The sequence below is a fragment of the Streptomyces venezuelae genome (genome assembly GCF_008642375.1).
Classification (GTDB): domain Bacteria; phylum Actinomycetota; class Actinomycetes; order Streptomycetales; family Streptomycetaceae; genus Streptomyces; species Streptomyces venezuelae_G.
Map to the genome: position 1 here is coordinate 4,525,234 of NZ_CP029194.1, position 14,830 is coordinate 4,540,063.

The window sequence follows — 14,830 nt, forward strand, 5'->3', positions numbered from 1 at the left end:
CCGAGGCCCCGGGGTGGACACCCCGGCGCCTCGGTCGTTCGTTCCGGCTCCTATGGGAGGGCTACTCCTTGGCAGGCGGCGGCTGCTGTTGCTGCTGCTGCGTGCCCAGCTGCTCGTGGAGCTTCTGCTGGGCCGTATCGACCTGGCTCTGGTACTTGTTGCCCGTCTTGGCGTCGAAGGTGTCGCCCGCCTTCTCGACACCCTGACGTGCGACGTCCTCATGGCCCTTGAGCATGCCCTTGAGCTTGTCGAGCATGGACATTACTTGTCCTCCTCACGAAAAGCCGACGCACCCAGCATCCCGGTGAACCGGAACTTCCGCATCCTGGCCGCTTCAGGACGGTTCGAGCACTACGCGGCCGGCGCCGCCGCGACCCGGGTGAACAGGCGGCCGCCGAGGTCGGCTCCGGTGATGGCCCCGCTGTCGTCGCGGGTGAAGAAGCCGCGCTGACCCTGGAGGCCGCCGCCGGTGACGATGTACTCGTCGCCGTCGCCGGGCAGGAGGCCGAGACCGGCCGCCGGGAGGTCGGCGGGCATCTCGGCGTCGGAGGCCGCACGGAGCTCGGGCTTGATCGCGCAGGCGATGGTCAGCCCGGAGGTCTCGGCATCCACGGTGATCGTCATCATCTCGTTCGCGTACTCCCCGACGAGTTCGCGGGCGCGCGCCGGGTCGTGGGGCAGCGGCTCCGGGTCGCGGTCGATGACGCCCAGGTAGTGCTCCAGGGCCCAGCGGACGACGGCCCGGTTGAGCGCGAGGCCGCTGTCCGGGCCCTCGTTGGAGGCGACGACGACGGCGAAGTCGCGCTCGGGGACGAGGACCAGCTCGGCGAACTGGCCACTGGCCGAGCCGCCGTGCTCGACGACGCGGACGCCGTCGGAGTCGCGCAGGAACCAGCCGACGCCCATGGCGTCGCCGAGCGAGGTGCCCCGCAGCTCGACCGTCGGCTGCTGCATCCGGTGCATCACCTGGGGAGGCATCACGCGGGCGCCGGAGTCGGAGCGGCCGAGCCAGAGGTGGAACCGGGCCCAGCGCATCAAGTCGTCCATCGAGGCCAGGGCCCCGCCGCCGGCGTTGTTGGCGCGGCTCTCCTTCCACGGCGCGAGGGTCGACAGGGTGCCGTCCTCCTCGCGGTGGTGGGAGGCGGAGCAGCCCAGGGCGAGGGCCTCGTCGAGCGAGTAGGTGGTGCGCGACATCCCCAGCGGCTCGAACAGGAGCCTGGAGACGGCCTCTTCGAAGGGGAGGCGGGTGACGTTCTCGATGATCCGGCCGGCCAGGTTGTATCCGGTCTGACTGTAGGAGGACCGGCCGCCGGGCGGGCCGATCAGCTCCGACTCCTCCAGCCGCGCCACGTAGGCGGCCAGGGCGTCGTCGCCCTCACCGGTCTCGGCGCCGAACCGCCAGTCGAGTCCGGCGGTGTGGTTGAGCAGCTGGAGCACGGTGATCTCCGCGGCGGTCCGCTCGTCGGCGAGCCTGAGCTCGGGGACGTATCGCCGTACGGGCGCGTCCAGTTCGACCTGTCCGTCGGCGACGAGCCGCATCAGCGCGGTCGCGGTGAACGACTTGGAGACCGAGCCCACCAGGAAGAGCGTGTCCTCGCCGACGGGCACCGGGGTGTCGATGCTCGTGACGCCGTGTGAGGCGAAGGTCTCCCGGTTGCCCGTCCAGATCCCGACGGACACCCCCGGTACGCCCAGCTCGGTGGCCTTGGCCTCGATGAAACGGGCCAGCTCGTCCTTCGACATGAACGTCTCCTCGGTTTCCGTGCACGGACTTGCACTGTGTTCAAGTGGGACGCTACCCCCTGACTTGAACAGCGTGCAAGAGGGAACTTGAACTAAGTGCAAGCGGTCTGCCTCCGAGCTCGCAGAAGGCCCGGGTCGCCGACCCGGGCCTTCGTGGAAGAGCGGATGACGTGCGGACTCAGGCCGCCGCCTCCACCCGCGCGAGGCCCGCGGGCTCCTGCCGTGCGACGCGGTGGCGGCGGGTCGGGAGGCCCAGGGTCGGGTTGGCGGTGCCCCAGGCCGCGCCCTTGCAGATCATTTCCTTGTAGCGGGCCGCGATACGGCCCGTCAGGGCCTTCTCGACCGCCTGGTCCTCGGCGGTGACGAACTGGATCAGGCCGTCGCTGCGGCCGAGCGAGACGCACTGCTGCGAGTAGCGGATGGCGATGTGGGGGACCTTGGTGTCGGCCAGCCGGGCGGCGATGGCGTCGGCGGCCTGCCAGGCCATGGGGACACCAGAGGCGCAGGACATGCGCAGCGGCTTGTCGCCCGGGCCGAGCGCCATCGCCGCGTCGCCCACGGCGTACACGTCCGGGTGGGAGACCGAGCGCATCGTGCTGTCGACCACGATCTGGCCGCCGTCGGTGAGCTCCAGGGTGGTGGCGCCGGCGATCGGATGGACGGCGAAACCGGTGGTCCAGACGGTGACCTCGGCGGGGATGGTCCGGCCGTCGGCGGTCGTGACGCGGTCCGCCTCCACGGCGTCGACCGCGGCGTGTTCGTGGACCGTGATGCCGAGCTTGTCCACCACCTTCCGCAGGTGGGCGCGGCCCTTCTCCGAGAGCCAGTCGCCGAGTGCGCCGCGGGTGGCCAGGGAGACGTCGAGGTCCGGGCGGGCCTCGGCGATCTCCGTCGCGCCCTCCAGGCCGGTGAGCCCGCCGCCGACCACGACGACCGGGCGGCCGGCGTCCAGGGCGGCCAGGCGGTCGCGGAGGCGCAGGGCGCCGGGGCGGCTGGAGATCTCGTGGGCGTGCTCGGCGGTACCGGGGACGCCCCCGTCGTTCCAGCTGCTGCCGAGGGCGTAGACCAGGGTGTCGTACGCCAGTTCCTCCCGTCCGGGACCGTCCGTGGCGGAGACCGTGACCGTCCTGCGGTCCACGTCCACGGCGGTGACCTTCGCGAGCTTCAGCTCCACGCCCGTACCGGCGAACATCTCGGCGAACGGCCGGGGCTTCAGCTCCTGGCCGGCCGCGATCTGGTGCAGCCGGACGCGCTCGACGAAGTCGGGCTCGGCGTTCACGAGGGTGATGGTGACGTCCTCGCGGCGCAGTCGCTTGGCGATACGGCCGGCGGCGGCGGCACCGGTGTAGCCGGCTCCGAGGACGACGATGCGGTGCTCCATGTCCGTGCTCCTGTCTGGGCGGTTCCGCCGCTGTCCGGCGTGGTTTCGCACCTTGAACCGGACAGCCCCGCGATTCCTGACAGGATCGAGATGTGACCTGGGTCACACCTCGATGGGGGGTGTCAGAGGGTGAGGAGCGGGCTCTCCTTGTGGTCCGTGGCGGCCCACAGCTCGGTCGCGCGGACGAGCTTGTCGGGGTTGACCTGGTTGCGGAGCGCCACGATGCCGTCCGGGCCGACCTCCAGGCAGGTGATGCCGACGACCCGGCCGCCGACGACCGCGACGATCGCCGGCCCGCCGTTGGCGGTCGTGGCGTAGATCTCGGCGGTGCCGCCGAGAATCGTCTGCTTGGCCTTGCTGGGCTTGAACAGCCCGCGCATGAACGTGGCCACCGCGAGCGCGCCCTCGAAGGCCTTCGCGCGGGCCGGGACCTTGCCGCCGCCGTCGCCGACCGAGACGGCGTCCTGGGTGAGGAGGCGTACGAGGGGTTCGGTACGGCCACTGGTCGCCGCGGCCAGGAACTCCTCGACGATGCGCTGTGCCGAGGCCTCGTCGATCTCGGTGCGGGCCTTGCCGTCCGCGACGTGCTTCTTGGCCCGGTGGTAGATCTGCTGGCTGGCGGCCTCGGTGATGTCCAGGATCTCGGCGATCTCCCGGTGCGGGTAGTCGAAGGCCTCCCGCAGCACGTACACCGCCCGCTCGTTGGACGACAGGCGCTCCAGCAGGACGAGGACGGCGTACGACACCGAATCGCGCTGCTCGGCGGTGTCGGCGGGGCCGAGCATCGGGTCCCCGGCGAGCAGCGGCTCGGGAAGCCACCGCCCCACGTACGTCTCGCGCCGGGCGCGCGCCGAAGTCAGCTGGTTGAGGCAGTAGTTGGTGAGGACCTTGGTGAGCCAGGCCTCGGGCACCTCGATCCGCTCGACGTCGGCCGCCTGCCAGCGCAGGAACGTCTCCTGCGCGGCGTCCTCCGCCTCGCTCGCCGAACCGAGCAGCCGGTAGGCGATGGCCTCCAGCCGGGGCCGCGCGGCCTCGAACCGGTCCACGTCACTCATGATCAGCGCCATGCCCGCGATCCTAGGCGGCCGGGCGGCGGAACGGCAGGCCGGGGGAAGCACGGTCCGCCTCGCCCGGGGGCGCGGCATGGTCGTCTGAGGGAGGGCGGGGGCCCGACGGACGACCGGCCGACAGACCGGCCAAGGGCCGGCAGACGGACCGACAGCCGACCGACCCACCAACCTGCCAACCCACCAACCTGCCAACCCGCCAACCCACCCCACCCGGGCCGCCCCCTGCCCTGCGACGCCCAGGGTGCCCGTACGACTCCGTAGGGGTGATCGGGACGCAGGTGGCCCAGTCCGCGCGCGGCCAATTGGCCTACATGACATCTGAATTGATCAGTACCGTAGGCGGAATGACAACAAGATCCACTTCGGCCGATCAGCCCTTGCCCGAGGCCTTGTCCGCGTCCTTGGCCGAGGCGCCGATGCGTCAGGCCCGCAACTCCGCCGCCTTCTGGACCGCGACCGGCCGGTCCCGGGGGCACGAGGTCGTCCGGCGCCGCGGCTTCGTCGCGGTCGACGGCGGCGAGCGCGCCGGCCTGCGGATCCTGATCCAGGAGCCGGACCTCGACCCGGGCGAACTGGCCGAGGCGAGCGAGCTCGTACGCCGAGCCGCGGGTCCGGTGAACGTCGAGGATCCGTTCAGCTCGACCGAACTGGGCCACCTGGGCATGCGCAGCTGGCAGATGCCGGTCATGCTGCGCCCGCCGGGCCCCGGCGGCGAACCGGTGCCGGACGTGATCAGGGTGCGACGGCCCGAGGACCTCCAGGCGGCCGAGCGGATCGTGATCGACGGCTTCGAGCTGAGCGGATTCGAGCCCTACCGCCCCGGCGAACTGTTCCCGGCGGCGCTGATCGAGCAGCCGGGCGTGGACGTGTTCGTCGCCCTGCGCGACGGCGTGTCCGCGGGAGCCTGCGTCAGCGTCGTGCACGACGGCGTCGGCAGCCACTACTGGGTCGCCACGTCGCCGGCGTTCCGTTCGCGCGGCGTGGGACGGGCCGTCATGCTCGGCTCCTTCGCCCACCTGGCGGACCTGCCGCTCACGCTCACCTCGTCGAAGCTGGGCAGGCCGTTGTACGAGTCGCTGGGCTACACCGCCGCGGCGCCCTCGACCTGGTGGGCCGCTGCTCCTGGGACATTGTCGCGGTAGAGCCGCGACCCCGTGGGCCGGGGTTTTCGCTCGGCCCGCCGGAGCCGGTCACGCCAGGCCCGAGCGCCAGGCCCATGCGGCGATCCCCACCCGGTTGCGCACGACCTGCACGACGTCGTCGCCCGTGACATCAGCGGGATCGTCGCCCAGGCGCAGGCCGCCCGCTTCGTCGCCGACGGGAATCCCGCCGCCGTCGTCAGACCCGCCCTCGACTTCGGTCTCGGTCTCGGTCTCATCCTCGACGGCCTCAAGACCCACACGTCGTGACGCCGGCCGTCACCCGGCCTGAATCGTCGGGGCACGCCCCTCTGGGCGTCTTCGGGCGTCGCACGCGAGCGGGAAGCCGTCCCGCCGCCGTGTGATCCGACGCACATCGGCGGACGCGATGACTCTGCTCCCTGCCGTCGGTCATACGGGCGACACCATCGAAGCGAGGAAGGCCCGCCATGACCGACATGCTCACCGCACCCCGCCACGTCCTTTCCCCAGCGCCCGCGTCGCGACGGGCCGCGGTCGGTGGAATGGTCGCGGGTCCGCTGTTCCTTGCGGCCGGACTCGCCCAGGGCTTCGCGCGCGACGGCTTCGACTTCACGCGGAACGCGATCAGCCAGCTCGCCCTCGGCGAGGCGGGCTGGATCCAGACGGCGAGCTTCCTGCTCACCGGCGCGCTGCTGATCGCCGGTGCGACCGGACTGCGGCGGGCGCTGCGCGGTGGCCCCGGCGGGACGTGGGGCCCGGCTCTGGTCGGCGTCTTCGGCGCCTCCTTCTGGATTGCGGCGGCCTTCCCGGCCGACGCCGGGGCGGGCTTTCCCGTCGGGGCGCCCGAGGCGACCGCGATGAGCGGACACGGCGCCGTCCACATGCTCGGCGGAATGATCGGCTACCTCGCCCTGTGCGCCGCGTTCCTCGTGCTGGCCCGCCCGCTCGCCGCCCGGGGCCTCCGCCCCTGGGCCGTCGCCTCCTGCGCCGTCCCCGTGGCTGTGCTCGCCGGTTTCATGGCCTCGGCCGCCTCGGTCCTGGCGTTCACCGCCGGCGCCGGCCTCGGCCTGCTGTGGCTGAGCGCGGTGACGGCCCGCCTGGCCGGCACCCAGGCCGACCGCTAGAGGGACGCCCGATCCGGCTTCTCAACTCAGGCGGTCCGGCAGGCCGAACAGCGGGAAGAGGCGCGGGGTATCGCGAAAGGCCGTGATGCTCGCGATGCGGTCGCCGGAGAACTCGACGACCTGGAGTGCCCAGGGCTACCAGGGCTCATAGTCGGCCCGGTCCGTACAGGGACGGTACTGACCGAAGGCGGGCGAGCCGTTCGCCACGGTCGGGACGAGCCGCGACCCGAGGCAGCCGACGGCCGGGCCGGCCGGCCACGACCCGATGTCGGTCACCCCGCGCATCCACTTCGCGTACGGCGGCAGGGACAGGGCGGCGTCGACGTGGAGCAGCAGGTTCAGCTCCTCCATGGCGTACTCCTCCGGCCCTGAGCCCCAGCGCACAGGGAAGGCACCGGTCCGGCTGGCGCAACGATATGCGCAGGTCATGTGCCCGGGGGCAGGTGGTGGTGCGATACGACGACGAATCCCCAGGCCGCTGACCTGGGGATTCGTAGAAGAGCAGATGGCTCCCCGGAGGGGGCCGATCGCACCGGGCGGCGACCTGACGTCGGGAGGAGCGGGCCGACGGGCAGTCCTGCTCAGCCGCGTTCTTCCTCTTCGGCCTCCATGCGGAGGATTCCCTGGTGGGTGAGGGAGACCATCGCGGGGGTGTTGCCCGGTTCCCAGTCGACGGTGATCAGGTTCTCGCCGGCGAGGTAGGTGCAGGCGGCGGCCAGGTCCTCCTCCGGGATGCGCAGGTCGTTCCGCAGTGTCCGCCCCGGGACTCCGAGGAGACGGTTGCCTTCGGTGGCTTCGTAGAGGGCGGTCAGGACCCGTTCGCGGTAGACCTGGCGTTCGCGGAGTGTCGCCATGACCGAGTCCTTTCATGCACGTGAGGAACGGCCGACGCCCCTCACACCTCGTCGACGTGAGTGCCGGCGCGAGAGGACGGTCTGCTGGTGGCGAGCCAGGAGTGGGCGGGTTCCGCGCCGGATCCGGTGTCGACGGTGAGGTGGAGCCGTGTGCCGCCTTCGGGCACGGGGTAGCTGCGCTGTTCCGCCCCGGCGAAGGAGCGGCGGATCACCTCGGCGACCGCGCGGGCTGCTTCGGGGGTGGCGGCGACGATACGGATCTCGGCGTGTCCGGCCGAGGGCAGGGCCGCGGTGTCGGTGCGGCACTCGGTGGGGTACTCGGTGGGGTACAAGGTGCGTGGTCCCTTCGGGGGCCGAGTGAGAGGCCGGCGGGTGGGTTGTCCCGGGTGTCGGGTGCCCCACCCGCCGCCTTCGGCCGGAGGAATGGTCCGGGGTGGTCAGGGCCACGTGCCCGTCACCTTGCGGCGGGCGGCCTGTTCCTTCGGCGTGGGGTGGCTGTGGCCGGGTGGCCGGAAGACGGCCGGGTAGGGGTCGCTGAAGTGGTGGGCCGCGATGCGTTCGTCGTGCTGGGCGTTGAGCCGGTGGATCAGGCGCGTGCCGAGCGCGACCAGCAGGAGGATCGCGGCGACCGTGATCAGGGTTTCCATGGCGTCACCTCCGCGGGATTCCCGGCACGGGAATCATCCGCGCGCCGACGACCGGGTGTCGCAGGTGTGCCGGGGCGGCCCCGCCGTCGGTCTCCCAGGCGTCCGTGCCGCTTCGGGCGTCCCGCATCCGGCGGCCGGTCGCGGCCTCGTCGGACATCAGGGCCCCGGCGGCCAGGACGCTGCCGGGGATGGCAGCGGCGGTCATGAGGCGGGCGGCTGCGGAGGGTTCGGTCTCCGGCGGGATCACCAGGAGGTCGCAGCGGCCGACGGTGTAGGAGAGCAGGATCATCTTGTCGGGATCCTGTTCGGTGAACCAGCCGACGTGCACCACGTGCCCGGTGGCGGGAACCTTGTGCGGGACGACGGGCCAGTGGGTGGGGTTCACCGCGACGCGCGTGATGCGTCCGAAGTGCTCCTCCAGCGCGTCGACCAGAGGCGGAAGTTCGACGGCCAGGTCATGCGAACGAGGCCACCAGGCGCCGTCCAAGAGGCCGGCGAGTGTGGTCTTCGGTGTCAGTGACAGGCGTGCCGAAAGCGTGGGTGCGAACGTGGTGGTCATGATCGCGGACCCGTCTCCGGGCCGCCCTGCAGGGCGGCCCAGTGTCTTGATCGCCGGAAACGACGTCCGCGTGGGAGCGGGTGTTCGAGTTACTCCCGGTATCTTCAGCGTACTCCGCGCCGGGGCCGGACGGGCGGTTTCCGCCCGACCGATCTCGACCGGGAACGCCCGACGGCCGGTGGTCGCGGGCGTCACCGCGGGCACGCGGGTACCGTGAGAACCACGGCGGTATCTCGTCCGCCGTGAAGTGTCGGCGGCGCCGCGCAGTCAGGCGAGCCCCCCATGGTCGAGTCGGACGCCCCACCCCTCCGAAGCCCCTTCCGGACGAGAGGAGTCGGCATGATCCAGATGGCGGACATCCGTGAGTGGCGGACCCACGACGTGGTGGACGCGCGGGGCCACAGGATCGGAGAGCTGGAGGCGATCTACGTCGACACCAGCACCGACGAGCCGGCCATGGCCACGATCCGGGTCGGCCTGCCCACCCGGCACCGTCTGGTGTTCGTCCCCCTGGAAGGGGCGACGGTGGGGCCGGGCTATGTGAAGGTCGTCCACGACAAGGCGCTGGTGAGGCAAGGCCCTTCGATCGGCACCGACGACGTCCTTCCCGCCGAGGACGAGGAAGCGGTCTTCCGGCACTACGACCTTCCCTACGAGCCCGGGGCGAACGGTGAACGGCAGCTGGCCCGCCGCTGAGCCCCCCGACCGACCGAGGAGGTGGCCCTCGTGTCGCTCTTCCTGGCCCTGATCATCGTGGCGATCGTGCTGGGCATCATCGGCGTCGTGGCCGACGGACTGCTCTTCCTCCTGTTCATCGGCATCGTGCTGCTCGTGGCAGACATCGTCTACCTCTCCATGCGCACACGCCGCTCCGCCCGCCACCGCCCGCTCCGGTGACCCGAGGCACGGGGCGCGCTCGTCCGGAAGCCCTCATCCGCGCCACTCGAACAGGACGAGCGTCGCGTCGTCCGAGGTGGTTTCGCCGCGTGCCCGCTTGAGGGTGTGGGACAGGTCCCGGGCCACCGCGCGGATCCCGTGGTCAGCCTGCTCCAGCTGGTTCACCCAGTCGATCAGCTGCTCCTCGCCGAACTGCTCCTGTCCGCTTTCGTGTTCTTCGATCAGCCCGTCGGTGAAGCAGAGGATGCGATCGCCCGGCTCCAGCGCCGCCGTGCTGATCTGCGGCTGGGCACCTCCGAAGCCGACGGGGAGGGTCGTGGGGCTGTCCAGGCGGCGTACGACTCGGTGCCCGCGGATCAGCATCGGCGCGGGATGCCCCGCGTTGACCCACTGGAGGTGCCCCGTGTCCGTGTCCAGGCGCATCATCTGGGCGGTCACGAAGTGGTCCAGGTCGAACTGTTCGGCGATGGCCCGGTCCATGAAGAGGTAGATCTCGGACAGTTCGATGCTGATCCGGCGGGCGTGGCGGTACGCGCCGATGGCCACCGTGGCCATCGTGGCCGCGTCCAGGCCGTGCCCCATGGCGTCGATCATGGCGAGGTGCAGGACGTCGCCGTTCAAGGCGTAGTCGAAGCTGTCCCCCGCCACGGCGTAGGCGGGCTCCAGGACTCCGGCGACCGCGACGCGCGGCATCACCATCGACAGCGGGGGCAGCAGGGACCACTGGATCTCCGCGGCGACGCTCATCGGTTCGCTGCGACGGGTGCGGAAGAAGAGGTCGGTGTGGCCGTTCTTGGTCTGCATCATGTCGGCGATCAGCCCGGCGATCCTGCGCAGCAGGCGGCGGTCGTCGTCGTCGACGGCGTCCAGCGTGACTGCCAGAACGCCCGCCTGGTCGCCCCCGTCCAGCAAGGGCAGCAGGACCCGTACGCCGTCGGGCAGGACGAGTTCGACCGGGCGCGAGGTGAGGAAGCACCGGCCGGCGTCGGAGCTGTCGATGGCCTGCGGTTCGCCGCCCGCCAGCCCTTCGCCAGGCAGGGGGACCAGCCTCTGTTGCCCGTAGTCCTGGAGCAGGATCTGCGGATCCCGTCCCCCCAGCCGTGCCACGGTGTCGGCGAGGACCGCCCCGACCAGATGGGGCGGCAGCTCATGGGCCCGGTCCAGGAGCCCGCCCAGCAGCCCCTCCCCGAAGCTCTCCGAGCGATCAGGATCCCCGGCCGGTCGGACTGTCATCCCGCTCCCTCCCACAGGGCGACGGACGGGCCCGTTGGCGGCGGTCTCGCCCTCAGGATGCGCCTCGGCGGCAGGGCACGCCATACGACGACGAAGGCCCTGGTCAGACCAGGGCCTTCGTTCAAGAGCGGATGACGGGAACCGCACCCGCGCCATAAGCTTGGGAATCACCGTTGCTGACGCCGGTCATAAGGTGTCCGACCTGCGGAAACGCGCCTTCTCGCGGCTCGTTTCGGTGGTCCGCCGATACCCGTGTCGACCGCTGTTCACCGTTCCGAAGGGCACGGATGGGGCACGGTGCCAGGGGGGGCACGGCCGCAGAGCCGAGGTGCCTTTGTGGACGCGCCCGGCCGCGGCGTCGATTTCCCGGGCGGCGGCGGTGGTTCCCTGTCTCGCCACGGTAGGGCTGGCCCATCCCGGAAGTCACATCCAGATGCGGACCCGCCCTGGGGACAGGGACCCGGAGGTACTACGAGCGATGAGGTGGGCCTCTGGGATTTCGTTGCGGGCAGGTTCCTAGCATGTGGGCATGGTTGCCCGTGATACCCAGCAGTCCGGTGCGGGAGGGGAAGCAGTGTCCCGAGAGGACGCCGAAGCCCGCAGTGTTTCTTCCCCACCGACGATCAAGGGACGCGACTCGACCGGCCTGTCTTCGGGATCGCAACGCGACGGGGCCGCCGAGAACTCCCGCCCGGTGGCCGACGTGGTCGAGCGGGCGGCCGATCTGGTGGAACCCGTCAAGCCGAAACTACGCGGCTGGCTTCACGCCGGCATGGTCCCCGCATCGCTGGCAGCGGGCATCGTCCTCATCTGCCTGGCGGGGACGCCCCAGGCCGTGCTGGCCTGCACCGTGTACTCCGTGACGGCCTGGCTGCTGTTCGGGACGAGCGCCGTCTACCACCTCGGCACCTGGGGATCACTCGGTGAGGCGGTTCTGCGCCGCCTCGACCACGCCAACATCTTCCTGATCATCGCCGGCACGTGCACCCCGCTCGCCGTACTCCTGCTCTCCCCGGACCAGTGGTCCATCCTGCTGTGGATCGTGTGGACGGGCGCGCTGGTCGGCATCGCCTTCCGTGTCCTGTGGGTCGGAGCTCCCCGCTGGCTGTACACCCCCTGCTACCTGGCCCTGGGCTGGGCGCCCGTGCGATACCTGCCCGACTTCCTTCACAACGGCGGGGCGGCCGTAGTCTCCTTGATCGTGACCGGCGGGCTTCTCTACAGCGCGGGCGCGGTCGTCTACGCCCTCCAGCGCCCCAACCCCTCACCCCGCTGGTTCGGCTTCCACGAGGTCTTCCACGCACTGACAGTGGCAGCCTTCACCGCGCATTACATCGCCATCTCCTTCACCGTCTACTGAGCACGGCCATGTTCTGCCCGGGGGGCTGCTGTCGCCGCCTTGGGGCGGGCGAGTTGCCTTGCTGCTTCGGGTCAGGGTGCGAGGGGGCGGCGGAGGGAGAGGCAGCAGTGCCGACGGCGGACAGGTAGCGGTGGTCAGCCGTTTCGCTGTCGGTGGTGAACCGGGGAGCGGCTTTGATCTCTTCCCGGGTCTCTGACACCTGTCTGCCGGGACGACGTGACGGTCATGTGCCTGGACTGGCACGGTACCCACCAGGTCACACGCAGCGCTGACGCCGGGGCGGACCTGGCGGAGGCGTCTGTGCCCGAATAGCACTCTTTCGACGGCCGAGGCCCGCCGATCCCGACGGGCACGCTTGGTTCAGGCCGAGGGCGGCGGCGGGGACGACTCGGCGGCGCGGCGGTACTCGGCGTTGATGCGCTGGGCTTCCTCGAGCTGGTCTTCGAGGATGATGATGCGGCAGGCGGCCTCGATGGGCGTGCCCTGGTCGACCAGCTCCCGGGCGCGGGCGGCGATGCGCAGCTGGTAGCGGGAGTACCGGCGGTGGCCGCCCTCGGAGCGGAGCGGGGTGATCAGGCGGGCCTCTCCGAGGGCGCGGAGGAAGCCCTGGGTGGTGCCGATCATCTCGGCGGCCCGGCCCATCGTGTAGGCGGGGTAATCGTCGTCGTCGAGACGGCCGAACGAGTCGTCTGCTGTCATTGAACCTCTCTCATGCAACGCGTGGAGGGGCCCTGGTGCCGTACGGCACCAGGGCCCCGAAGGAACTACTACACCATCTGTCGGCCTACTGCGCCGACCCTGTGTTTCCGCCGACCCGACCGAGATGCTGCCGGGAGTGCGGGGATCGCGGTTGCTTGACCGGAGACCACCTCGCTATCGATGTCCTGCGGTACCCGGGCTCAAGGCTTCCGCCCGGGCGATCCTGATGGTGCTCGGCTCCTCCGTTCCTTCCTCGGTGATCAACTGCTGGTACTGCTGGTACTGCTCTACTGCGTACTGCTGGTGGCCTGCGTCAGCGCCACTCTTCGGCAGCCAGCCCCGTTGCCCGTCCTGCGTCTGCTCTGGCTTAGAACCCCACTGCCGAACTTCCCGGTGCGCGCGTCCGCAGCCGACGCCTTCACCGAGGTGCTGCTCACTACTTCACTGCTGGGTACTGCGAACTGCACTTACGAGTACTGCCACTGCGGTACTGCCGACGGCGGCCCCTGATCACTGCGGGCCCCCCGGTCCGGTCATCAGCCCCGTCGCCGTCCTGCAACAACCCTGGCTTCGGAACTCCACCACCGCACCGTCCTGCGAACTGCACCTGCGGGTACTGCTGCCCGGCAGTTCGTCTCTGCCAGGCCCTGCGGTCTCTCTGGGCTACGAGAGAAACCATAACCACGCCACCATGCAATGTCTACTCTGGCCGTCATAGATTTTTATGCCCGCCGAGGAGAGCTCTTGGAACTGACGGCCCGCGCGGAGAGCATCGAAGTGGCCGTTCACGACTCCAGCTCGTACGCGCCGCGTATGCGCACCCCTGACCTTTACGGCGGTACCGGTGGATCCGGCCTGGCCCATGGTCAACCGCCTCGCCCGAGCGACCGCTGTCACCTGTCGGGCCCCCGGCGGGAAGACGGTGAGTGCTCTTCTCGACCGGTAGTCCTCCCGGTCGAGAGAACGGGACGACCGGTGCATAAAATCGGCTCCCATGTCGAAGCCTGACGAGCTGCTCGTGGACGTCGCCGCCTTGGTGGAGTCCGGGCAGAGCAATCAGATGTCCCTGACCGTGGTCACCGGTGGTGCGGTCATCACCGGTCGGCTGGCTCCCGAAGCCGTGTGGAGGCAGCGGGTGTCGGAGGTCCTGACGGACTCGGCCCGTTTGGGCGAGTTCTCCGCCGTCTTCACCACCACGACACCCCAAGAGGGGCCGCCCGCCCATCTGCACTTCCATGTGGCCCGCATTCTTCAGGGCACGGTGGGGATCCCGGAGACGGGTGGGATGTACCGCGTCGCGATCGCGGACGTCAGTGCCTGGACCATGGGCGACTTCAGCTACTCCGACCACTGACCCGACATTCGCGTAGGAACCCCCGGCATGCGGGAGGGCCCGACCGGCACGTGCCGGTCGGGCCCTCCTCGTTGTCCGGGTGTCGGCTCGCGCCGGTTCTGTCCGTCAGACGGTCACCGGGACGCCCGGAGGACTTCACCGGCGCCGAAGGCACGGCGGTCCCGGCGGGTGATGACCTGGCCGACCTGCTTGGCGGGGTAGGTACGGCGCCCGATGATCACTGACTCGCCGACGACCTGCTCGGGCTTGATGCCCTTCATCGACTCCAGGACACCGCTCTTGGTCAGGTCGAACGGGAAACGGGCGACGACACAGCGCATGTTGCCTCACAGGGAGAAGAAAGGGGGACGGTTGTGCCGTGGTGAGGCTGTTCAGTGGGCAAGGGCGAGGACGCCCAGAGCACTGCCCTGGTCATCGACGCCCGGCGGGGCATCGAGCCGGCGGTAGCGCATGGCGTGTTCGGCTTCGGCCATCGTGGTCACGGGTGAGGCGGCCGGCCCGCGGTCCCCCAGCAGGTCGCGGAGACGGACCCGGTCGGTGTACGCCGCGCTGTCGCGGATGGCGGTGAGCTGGGCCTGCGTGACCAGCCCGGTGCACATGCCCTCCTCGTCGCAGACGAGCAGATGGCCCGCGCGGGCGCCGGCCATGACGGCCAGGGCCACCTCGACCGTCATGTCGTCACAGACCTGCGGACCGGCCGCCTCCGTCGCGTCGCCCACCGTCCGGTGCACAGACTTGGTGTTCGCCGAGCGGGGCTGCATCTGGACCAGCGTCAAGACGTGCCTCCT

Annotated in this window: 19 protein-coding genes and 3 pseudogenes; 8 read left to right on the forward strand and 14 right to left on the reverse strand. The window is 70.7% G+C overall.

Going from position 1 to position 14,830, the window contains the following annotated elements; all coding sequences use genetic code 11:
- Positions 1 to 61: 61 nt before the first annotated feature.
- From DEJ46_RS20710 to sigJ, 4 genes are all read right to left on the reverse strand, one after another.
- The gene (locus DEJ46_RS20710; RefSeq protein ID WP_150268529.1) at positions 62 to 262 is read right to left on the reverse strand and encodes an antitoxin; all 201 of its coding nucleotides are present in this window, start codon (positions 260 to 262) and stop codon (positions 62 to 64) included.
- Positions 263 to 351: 89 nt separating this feature from the next.
- On the reverse strand, positions 352 to 1,743 hold the full coding sequence (locus DEJ46_RS20715) for a serine hydrolase domain-containing protein (protein ID WP_150268531.1): 1,392 nt from the start codon (positions 1,741 to 1,743) through the stop codon (positions 352 to 354).
- 178 nt (positions 1,744 to 1,921) lie between these two features.
- On the reverse strand, positions 1,922 to 3,124 hold the full coding sequence (locus tag DEJ46_RS20720; protein ID WP_150268533.1) for an NAD(P)/FAD-dependent oxidoreductase: 1,203 nt from the start codon (positions 3,122 to 3,124) through the stop codon (positions 1,922 to 1,924).
- Between the two features lie 122 nt (positions 3,125 to 3,246).
- A complete protein-coding gene (gene sigJ, locus DEJ46_RS20725) occupies positions 3,247 to 4,191 on the reverse strand; it encodes an RNA polymerase sigma factor SigJ (protein ID WP_150268535.1) in 945 nt (314 codons plus the stop codon).
- A 392-nt stretch (positions 4,192 to 4,583) separates the two neighbouring features.
- On the opposite strand from sigJ, the gene DEJ46_RS20730 reads away from it, so the two are divergent.
- The 3 genes from DEJ46_RS20730 to DEJ46_RS20740 all read left to right on the forward strand — a co-directional run bounded on the left by DEJ46_RS20730 (position 4,584) and on the right by DEJ46_RS20740 (position 6,439).
- The gene (locus DEJ46_RS20730; RefSeq protein ID WP_223834862.1) at positions 4,584 to 5,336 is read left to right on the forward strand and encodes a GNAT family N-acetyltransferase; all 753 of its coding nucleotides are present in this window, start codon (positions 4,584 to 4,586) and stop codon (positions 5,334 to 5,336) included.
- Between the two features lie 12 nt (positions 5,337 to 5,348).
- A complete protein-coding gene (locus DEJ46_RS20735; protein WP_150268539.1) occupies positions 5,349 to 5,603 on the forward strand; it encodes a histidine kinase dimerization/phosphoacceptor domain-containing protein in 255 nt (84 codons plus the stop codon).
- Between the two features lie 179 nt (positions 5,604 to 5,782).
- Positions 5,783 to 6,439, forward strand: coding sequence for a DUF998 domain-containing protein (locus DEJ46_RS20740; protein ID WP_150268541.1), 657 nt, complete (start codon positions 5,783 to 5,785; stop codon positions 6,437 to 6,439).
- Positions 6,440 to 6,574: 135 nt separating this feature from the next.
- Here DEJ46_RS20740 and DEJ46_RS40925 read toward each other — a convergent pair whose 3' ends face one another.
- The 5 genes from DEJ46_RS40925 to DEJ46_RS20765 all read right to left on the reverse strand — a co-directional run bounded on the left by DEJ46_RS40925 (position 6,575) and on the right by DEJ46_RS20765 (position 8,499).
- Positions 6,575 to 6,790 (reverse strand): hypothetical protein, encoded by a 216-nt coding sequence (locus tag DEJ46_RS40925; protein WP_411757769.1) that lies wholly within the window; start codon positions 6,788 to 6,790, stop codon positions 6,575 to 6,577.
- Between the two features lie 230 nt (positions 6,791 to 7,020).
- A complete protein-coding gene (locus tag DEJ46_RS20750; RefSeq protein ID WP_150268542.1) occupies positions 7,021 to 7,293 on the reverse strand; it encodes a hypothetical protein in 273 nt (90 codons plus the stop codon).
- A gap of 41 nt (positions 7,294 to 7,334) precedes the next feature.
- On the reverse strand, positions 7,335 to 7,625 hold the full coding sequence (locus DEJ46_RS20755) for a hypothetical protein (protein ID WP_223834864.1): 291 nt from the start codon (positions 7,623 to 7,625) through the stop codon (positions 7,335 to 7,337).
- A gap of 105 nt (positions 7,626 to 7,730) precedes the next feature.
- The gene (locus DEJ46_RS20760; RefSeq protein WP_150268544.1) at positions 7,731 to 7,940 is read right to left on the reverse strand and encodes a hypothetical protein; all 210 of its coding nucleotides are present in this window, start codon (positions 7,938 to 7,940) and stop codon (positions 7,731 to 7,733) included.
- 4 nt (positions 7,941 to 7,944) lie between these two features.
- Positions 7,945 to 8,499: a DUF5994 family protein gene (locus tag DEJ46_RS20765; protein ID WP_150268545.1), complete on the reverse strand. Its 555-nt coding sequence runs from the start codon at positions 8,497 to 8,499 to the stop codon at positions 7,945 to 7,947.
- Between the two features lie 339 nt (positions 8,500 to 8,838).
- Between DEJ46_RS20765 and DEJ46_RS20770 the strand changes: the two genes are divergently transcribed.
- Together DEJ46_RS20770 and DEJ46_RS39215 are read left to right on the forward strand one after the other, a co-directional pair.
- Positions 8,839 to 9,195 carry a PRC-barrel domain-containing protein gene (locus DEJ46_RS20770; RefSeq protein WP_150268547.1) on the forward strand — a complete coding sequence of 119 codons (357 nt, stop codon included), beginning with the start codon at positions 8,839 to 8,841 and terminating at the stop codon, positions 9,193 to 9,195.
- A 30-nt stretch (positions 9,196 to 9,225) separates the two neighbouring features.
- The gene (locus tag DEJ46_RS39215) at positions 9,226 to 9,396 is read left to right on the forward strand and encodes a hypothetical protein (protein WP_190622784.1); all 171 of its coding nucleotides are present in this window, start codon (positions 9,226 to 9,228) and stop codon (positions 9,394 to 9,396) included.
- A 33-nt stretch (positions 9,397 to 9,429) separates the two neighbouring features.
- Here DEJ46_RS39215 and DEJ46_RS20775 read toward each other — a convergent pair whose 3' ends face one another.
- Complete coding sequence (locus tag DEJ46_RS20775; RefSeq protein ID WP_150268549.1) at positions 9,430 to 10,629, reverse strand: PP2C family protein-serine/threonine phosphatase; 1,200 nt, start codon at positions 10,627 to 10,629, stop codon at positions 9,430 to 9,432.
- Between the two features lie 703 nt (positions 10,630 to 11,332).
- Here DEJ46_RS20775 and trhA point away from each other — a divergent pair.
- The gene (gene trhA, locus DEJ46_RS20780; protein WP_411757829.1) at positions 11,333 to 11,989 is read left to right on the forward strand and encodes a PAQR family membrane homeostasis protein TrhA; all 657 of its coding nucleotides are present in this window, start codon (positions 11,333 to 11,335) and stop codon (positions 11,987 to 11,989) included.
- 109 nt (positions 11,990 to 12,098) lie between these two features.
- Here the strand turns inward: trhA and DEJ46_RS40000 are convergent.
- Both DEJ46_RS40000 and DEJ46_RS20790 read right to left on the reverse strand, forming a co-directional pair.
- Positions 12,099 to 12,191, reverse strand: a pseudogene (locus DEJ46_RS40000) (PRC-barrel domain containing protein); the annotation flags it as partial.
- A 158-nt stretch (positions 12,192 to 12,349) separates the two neighbouring features.
- Positions 12,350 to 12,688 (reverse strand): helix-turn-helix domain-containing protein, encoded by a 339-nt coding sequence (locus DEJ46_RS20790; protein ID WP_150268553.1) that lies wholly within the window; start codon positions 12,686 to 12,688, stop codon positions 12,350 to 12,352.
- A gap of 744 nt (positions 12,689 to 13,432) precedes the next feature.
- On the opposite strand from DEJ46_RS20790, the pseudogene DEJ46_RS40005 reads away from it, so the two are divergent.
- Positions 13,433 to 13,634: pseudogene (locus DEJ46_RS40005) on the forward strand (ATP-binding protein); the annotation flags it as partial.
- A gap of 48 nt (positions 13,635 to 13,682) precedes the next feature.
- A complete protein-coding gene (locus DEJ46_RS20800; protein ID WP_150268554.1) occupies positions 13,683 to 14,042 on the forward strand; it encodes a hypothetical protein in 360 nt (119 codons plus the stop codon).
- Positions 14,043 to 14,164: 122 nt separating this feature from the next.
- On the opposite strand, the pseudogene DEJ46_RS20805 reads toward DEJ46_RS20800, so the two are convergent.
- Positions 14,165 to 14,362, reverse strand: a pseudogene (locus DEJ46_RS20805) (SCO5918 family protein); the annotation flags it as partial.
- A gap of 51 nt (positions 14,363 to 14,413) precedes the next feature.
- Entirely contained in the window at positions 14,414 to 14,818 is a 405-nt protein-coding gene (locus DEJ46_RS20810; protein WP_150268556.1) for a CBS domain-containing protein, read from the reverse strand.
- Positions 14,819 to 14,830 lie beyond the last annotated feature (12 nt).

Excerpts from the sequence above, each read along its gene's own strand:
- DEJ46_RS20790 (WP_150268553.1), bottom strand. The coding sequence starts at position 12,688 with ATGACAGCAGACGACTCGTTCGGCCGTCTCGACGACGACGATTACCCC.
- DEJ46_RS20720 (WP_150268533.1), bottom strand. The coding sequence starts at position 3,124 with ATGGAGCACCGCATCGTCGTCCTCGGAGCCGGCTACACCGGTGCCGCC.
- DEJ46_RS20775 (WP_150268549.1), bottom strand. The coding sequence starts at position 10,629 with ATGACAGTCCGACCGGCCGGGGATCCTGATCGCTCGGAGAGCTTCGGG.
- DEJ46_RS20770 (WP_150268547.1), top strand. The coding sequence starts at position 8,839 with ATGATCCAGATGGCGGACATCCGTGAGTGGCGGACCCACGACGTGGTG.
- DEJ46_RS20750 (WP_150268542.1), bottom strand. The coding sequence starts at position 7,293 with ATGGCGACACTCCGCGAACGCCAGGTCTACCGCGAACGGGTCCTGACC.
- DEJ46_RS20760 (WP_150268544.1), bottom strand. The coding sequence starts at position 7,940 with ATGGAAACCCTGATCACGGTCGCCGCGATCCTCCTGCTGGTCGCGCTC.
- DEJ46_RS40925 (WP_411757769.1), bottom strand. The coding sequence starts at position 6,790 with ATGGAGGAGCTGAACCTGCTGCTCCACGTCGACGCCGCCCTGTCCCTG.
- DEJ46_RS20710 (WP_150268529.1), bottom strand. The coding sequence starts at position 262 with ATGTCCATGCTCGACAAGCTCAAGGGCATGCTCAAGGGCCATGAGGAC.
- DEJ46_RS20715 (WP_150268531.1), bottom strand. The coding sequence starts at position 1,743 with ATGTCGAAGGACGAGCTGGCCCGTTTCATCGAGGCCAAGGCCACCGAG.
- sigJ (WP_150268535.1), bottom strand. The coding sequence starts at position 4,191 with ATGGCGCTGATCATGAGTGACGTGGACCGGTTCGAGGCCGCGCGGCCC.
- DEJ46_RS20740 (WP_150268541.1), top strand. The coding sequence starts at position 5,783 with ATGACCGACATGCTCACCGCACCCCGCCACGTCCTTTCCCCAGCGCCC.
- DEJ46_RS20765 (WP_150268545.1), bottom strand. The coding sequence starts at position 8,499 with ATGACCACCACGTTCGCACCCACGCTTTCGGCACGCCTGTCACTGACA.
- DEJ46_RS20800 (WP_150268554.1), top strand. The coding sequence starts at position 13,683 with ATGTCGAAGCCTGACGAGCTGCTCGTGGACGTCGCCGCCTTGGTGGAG.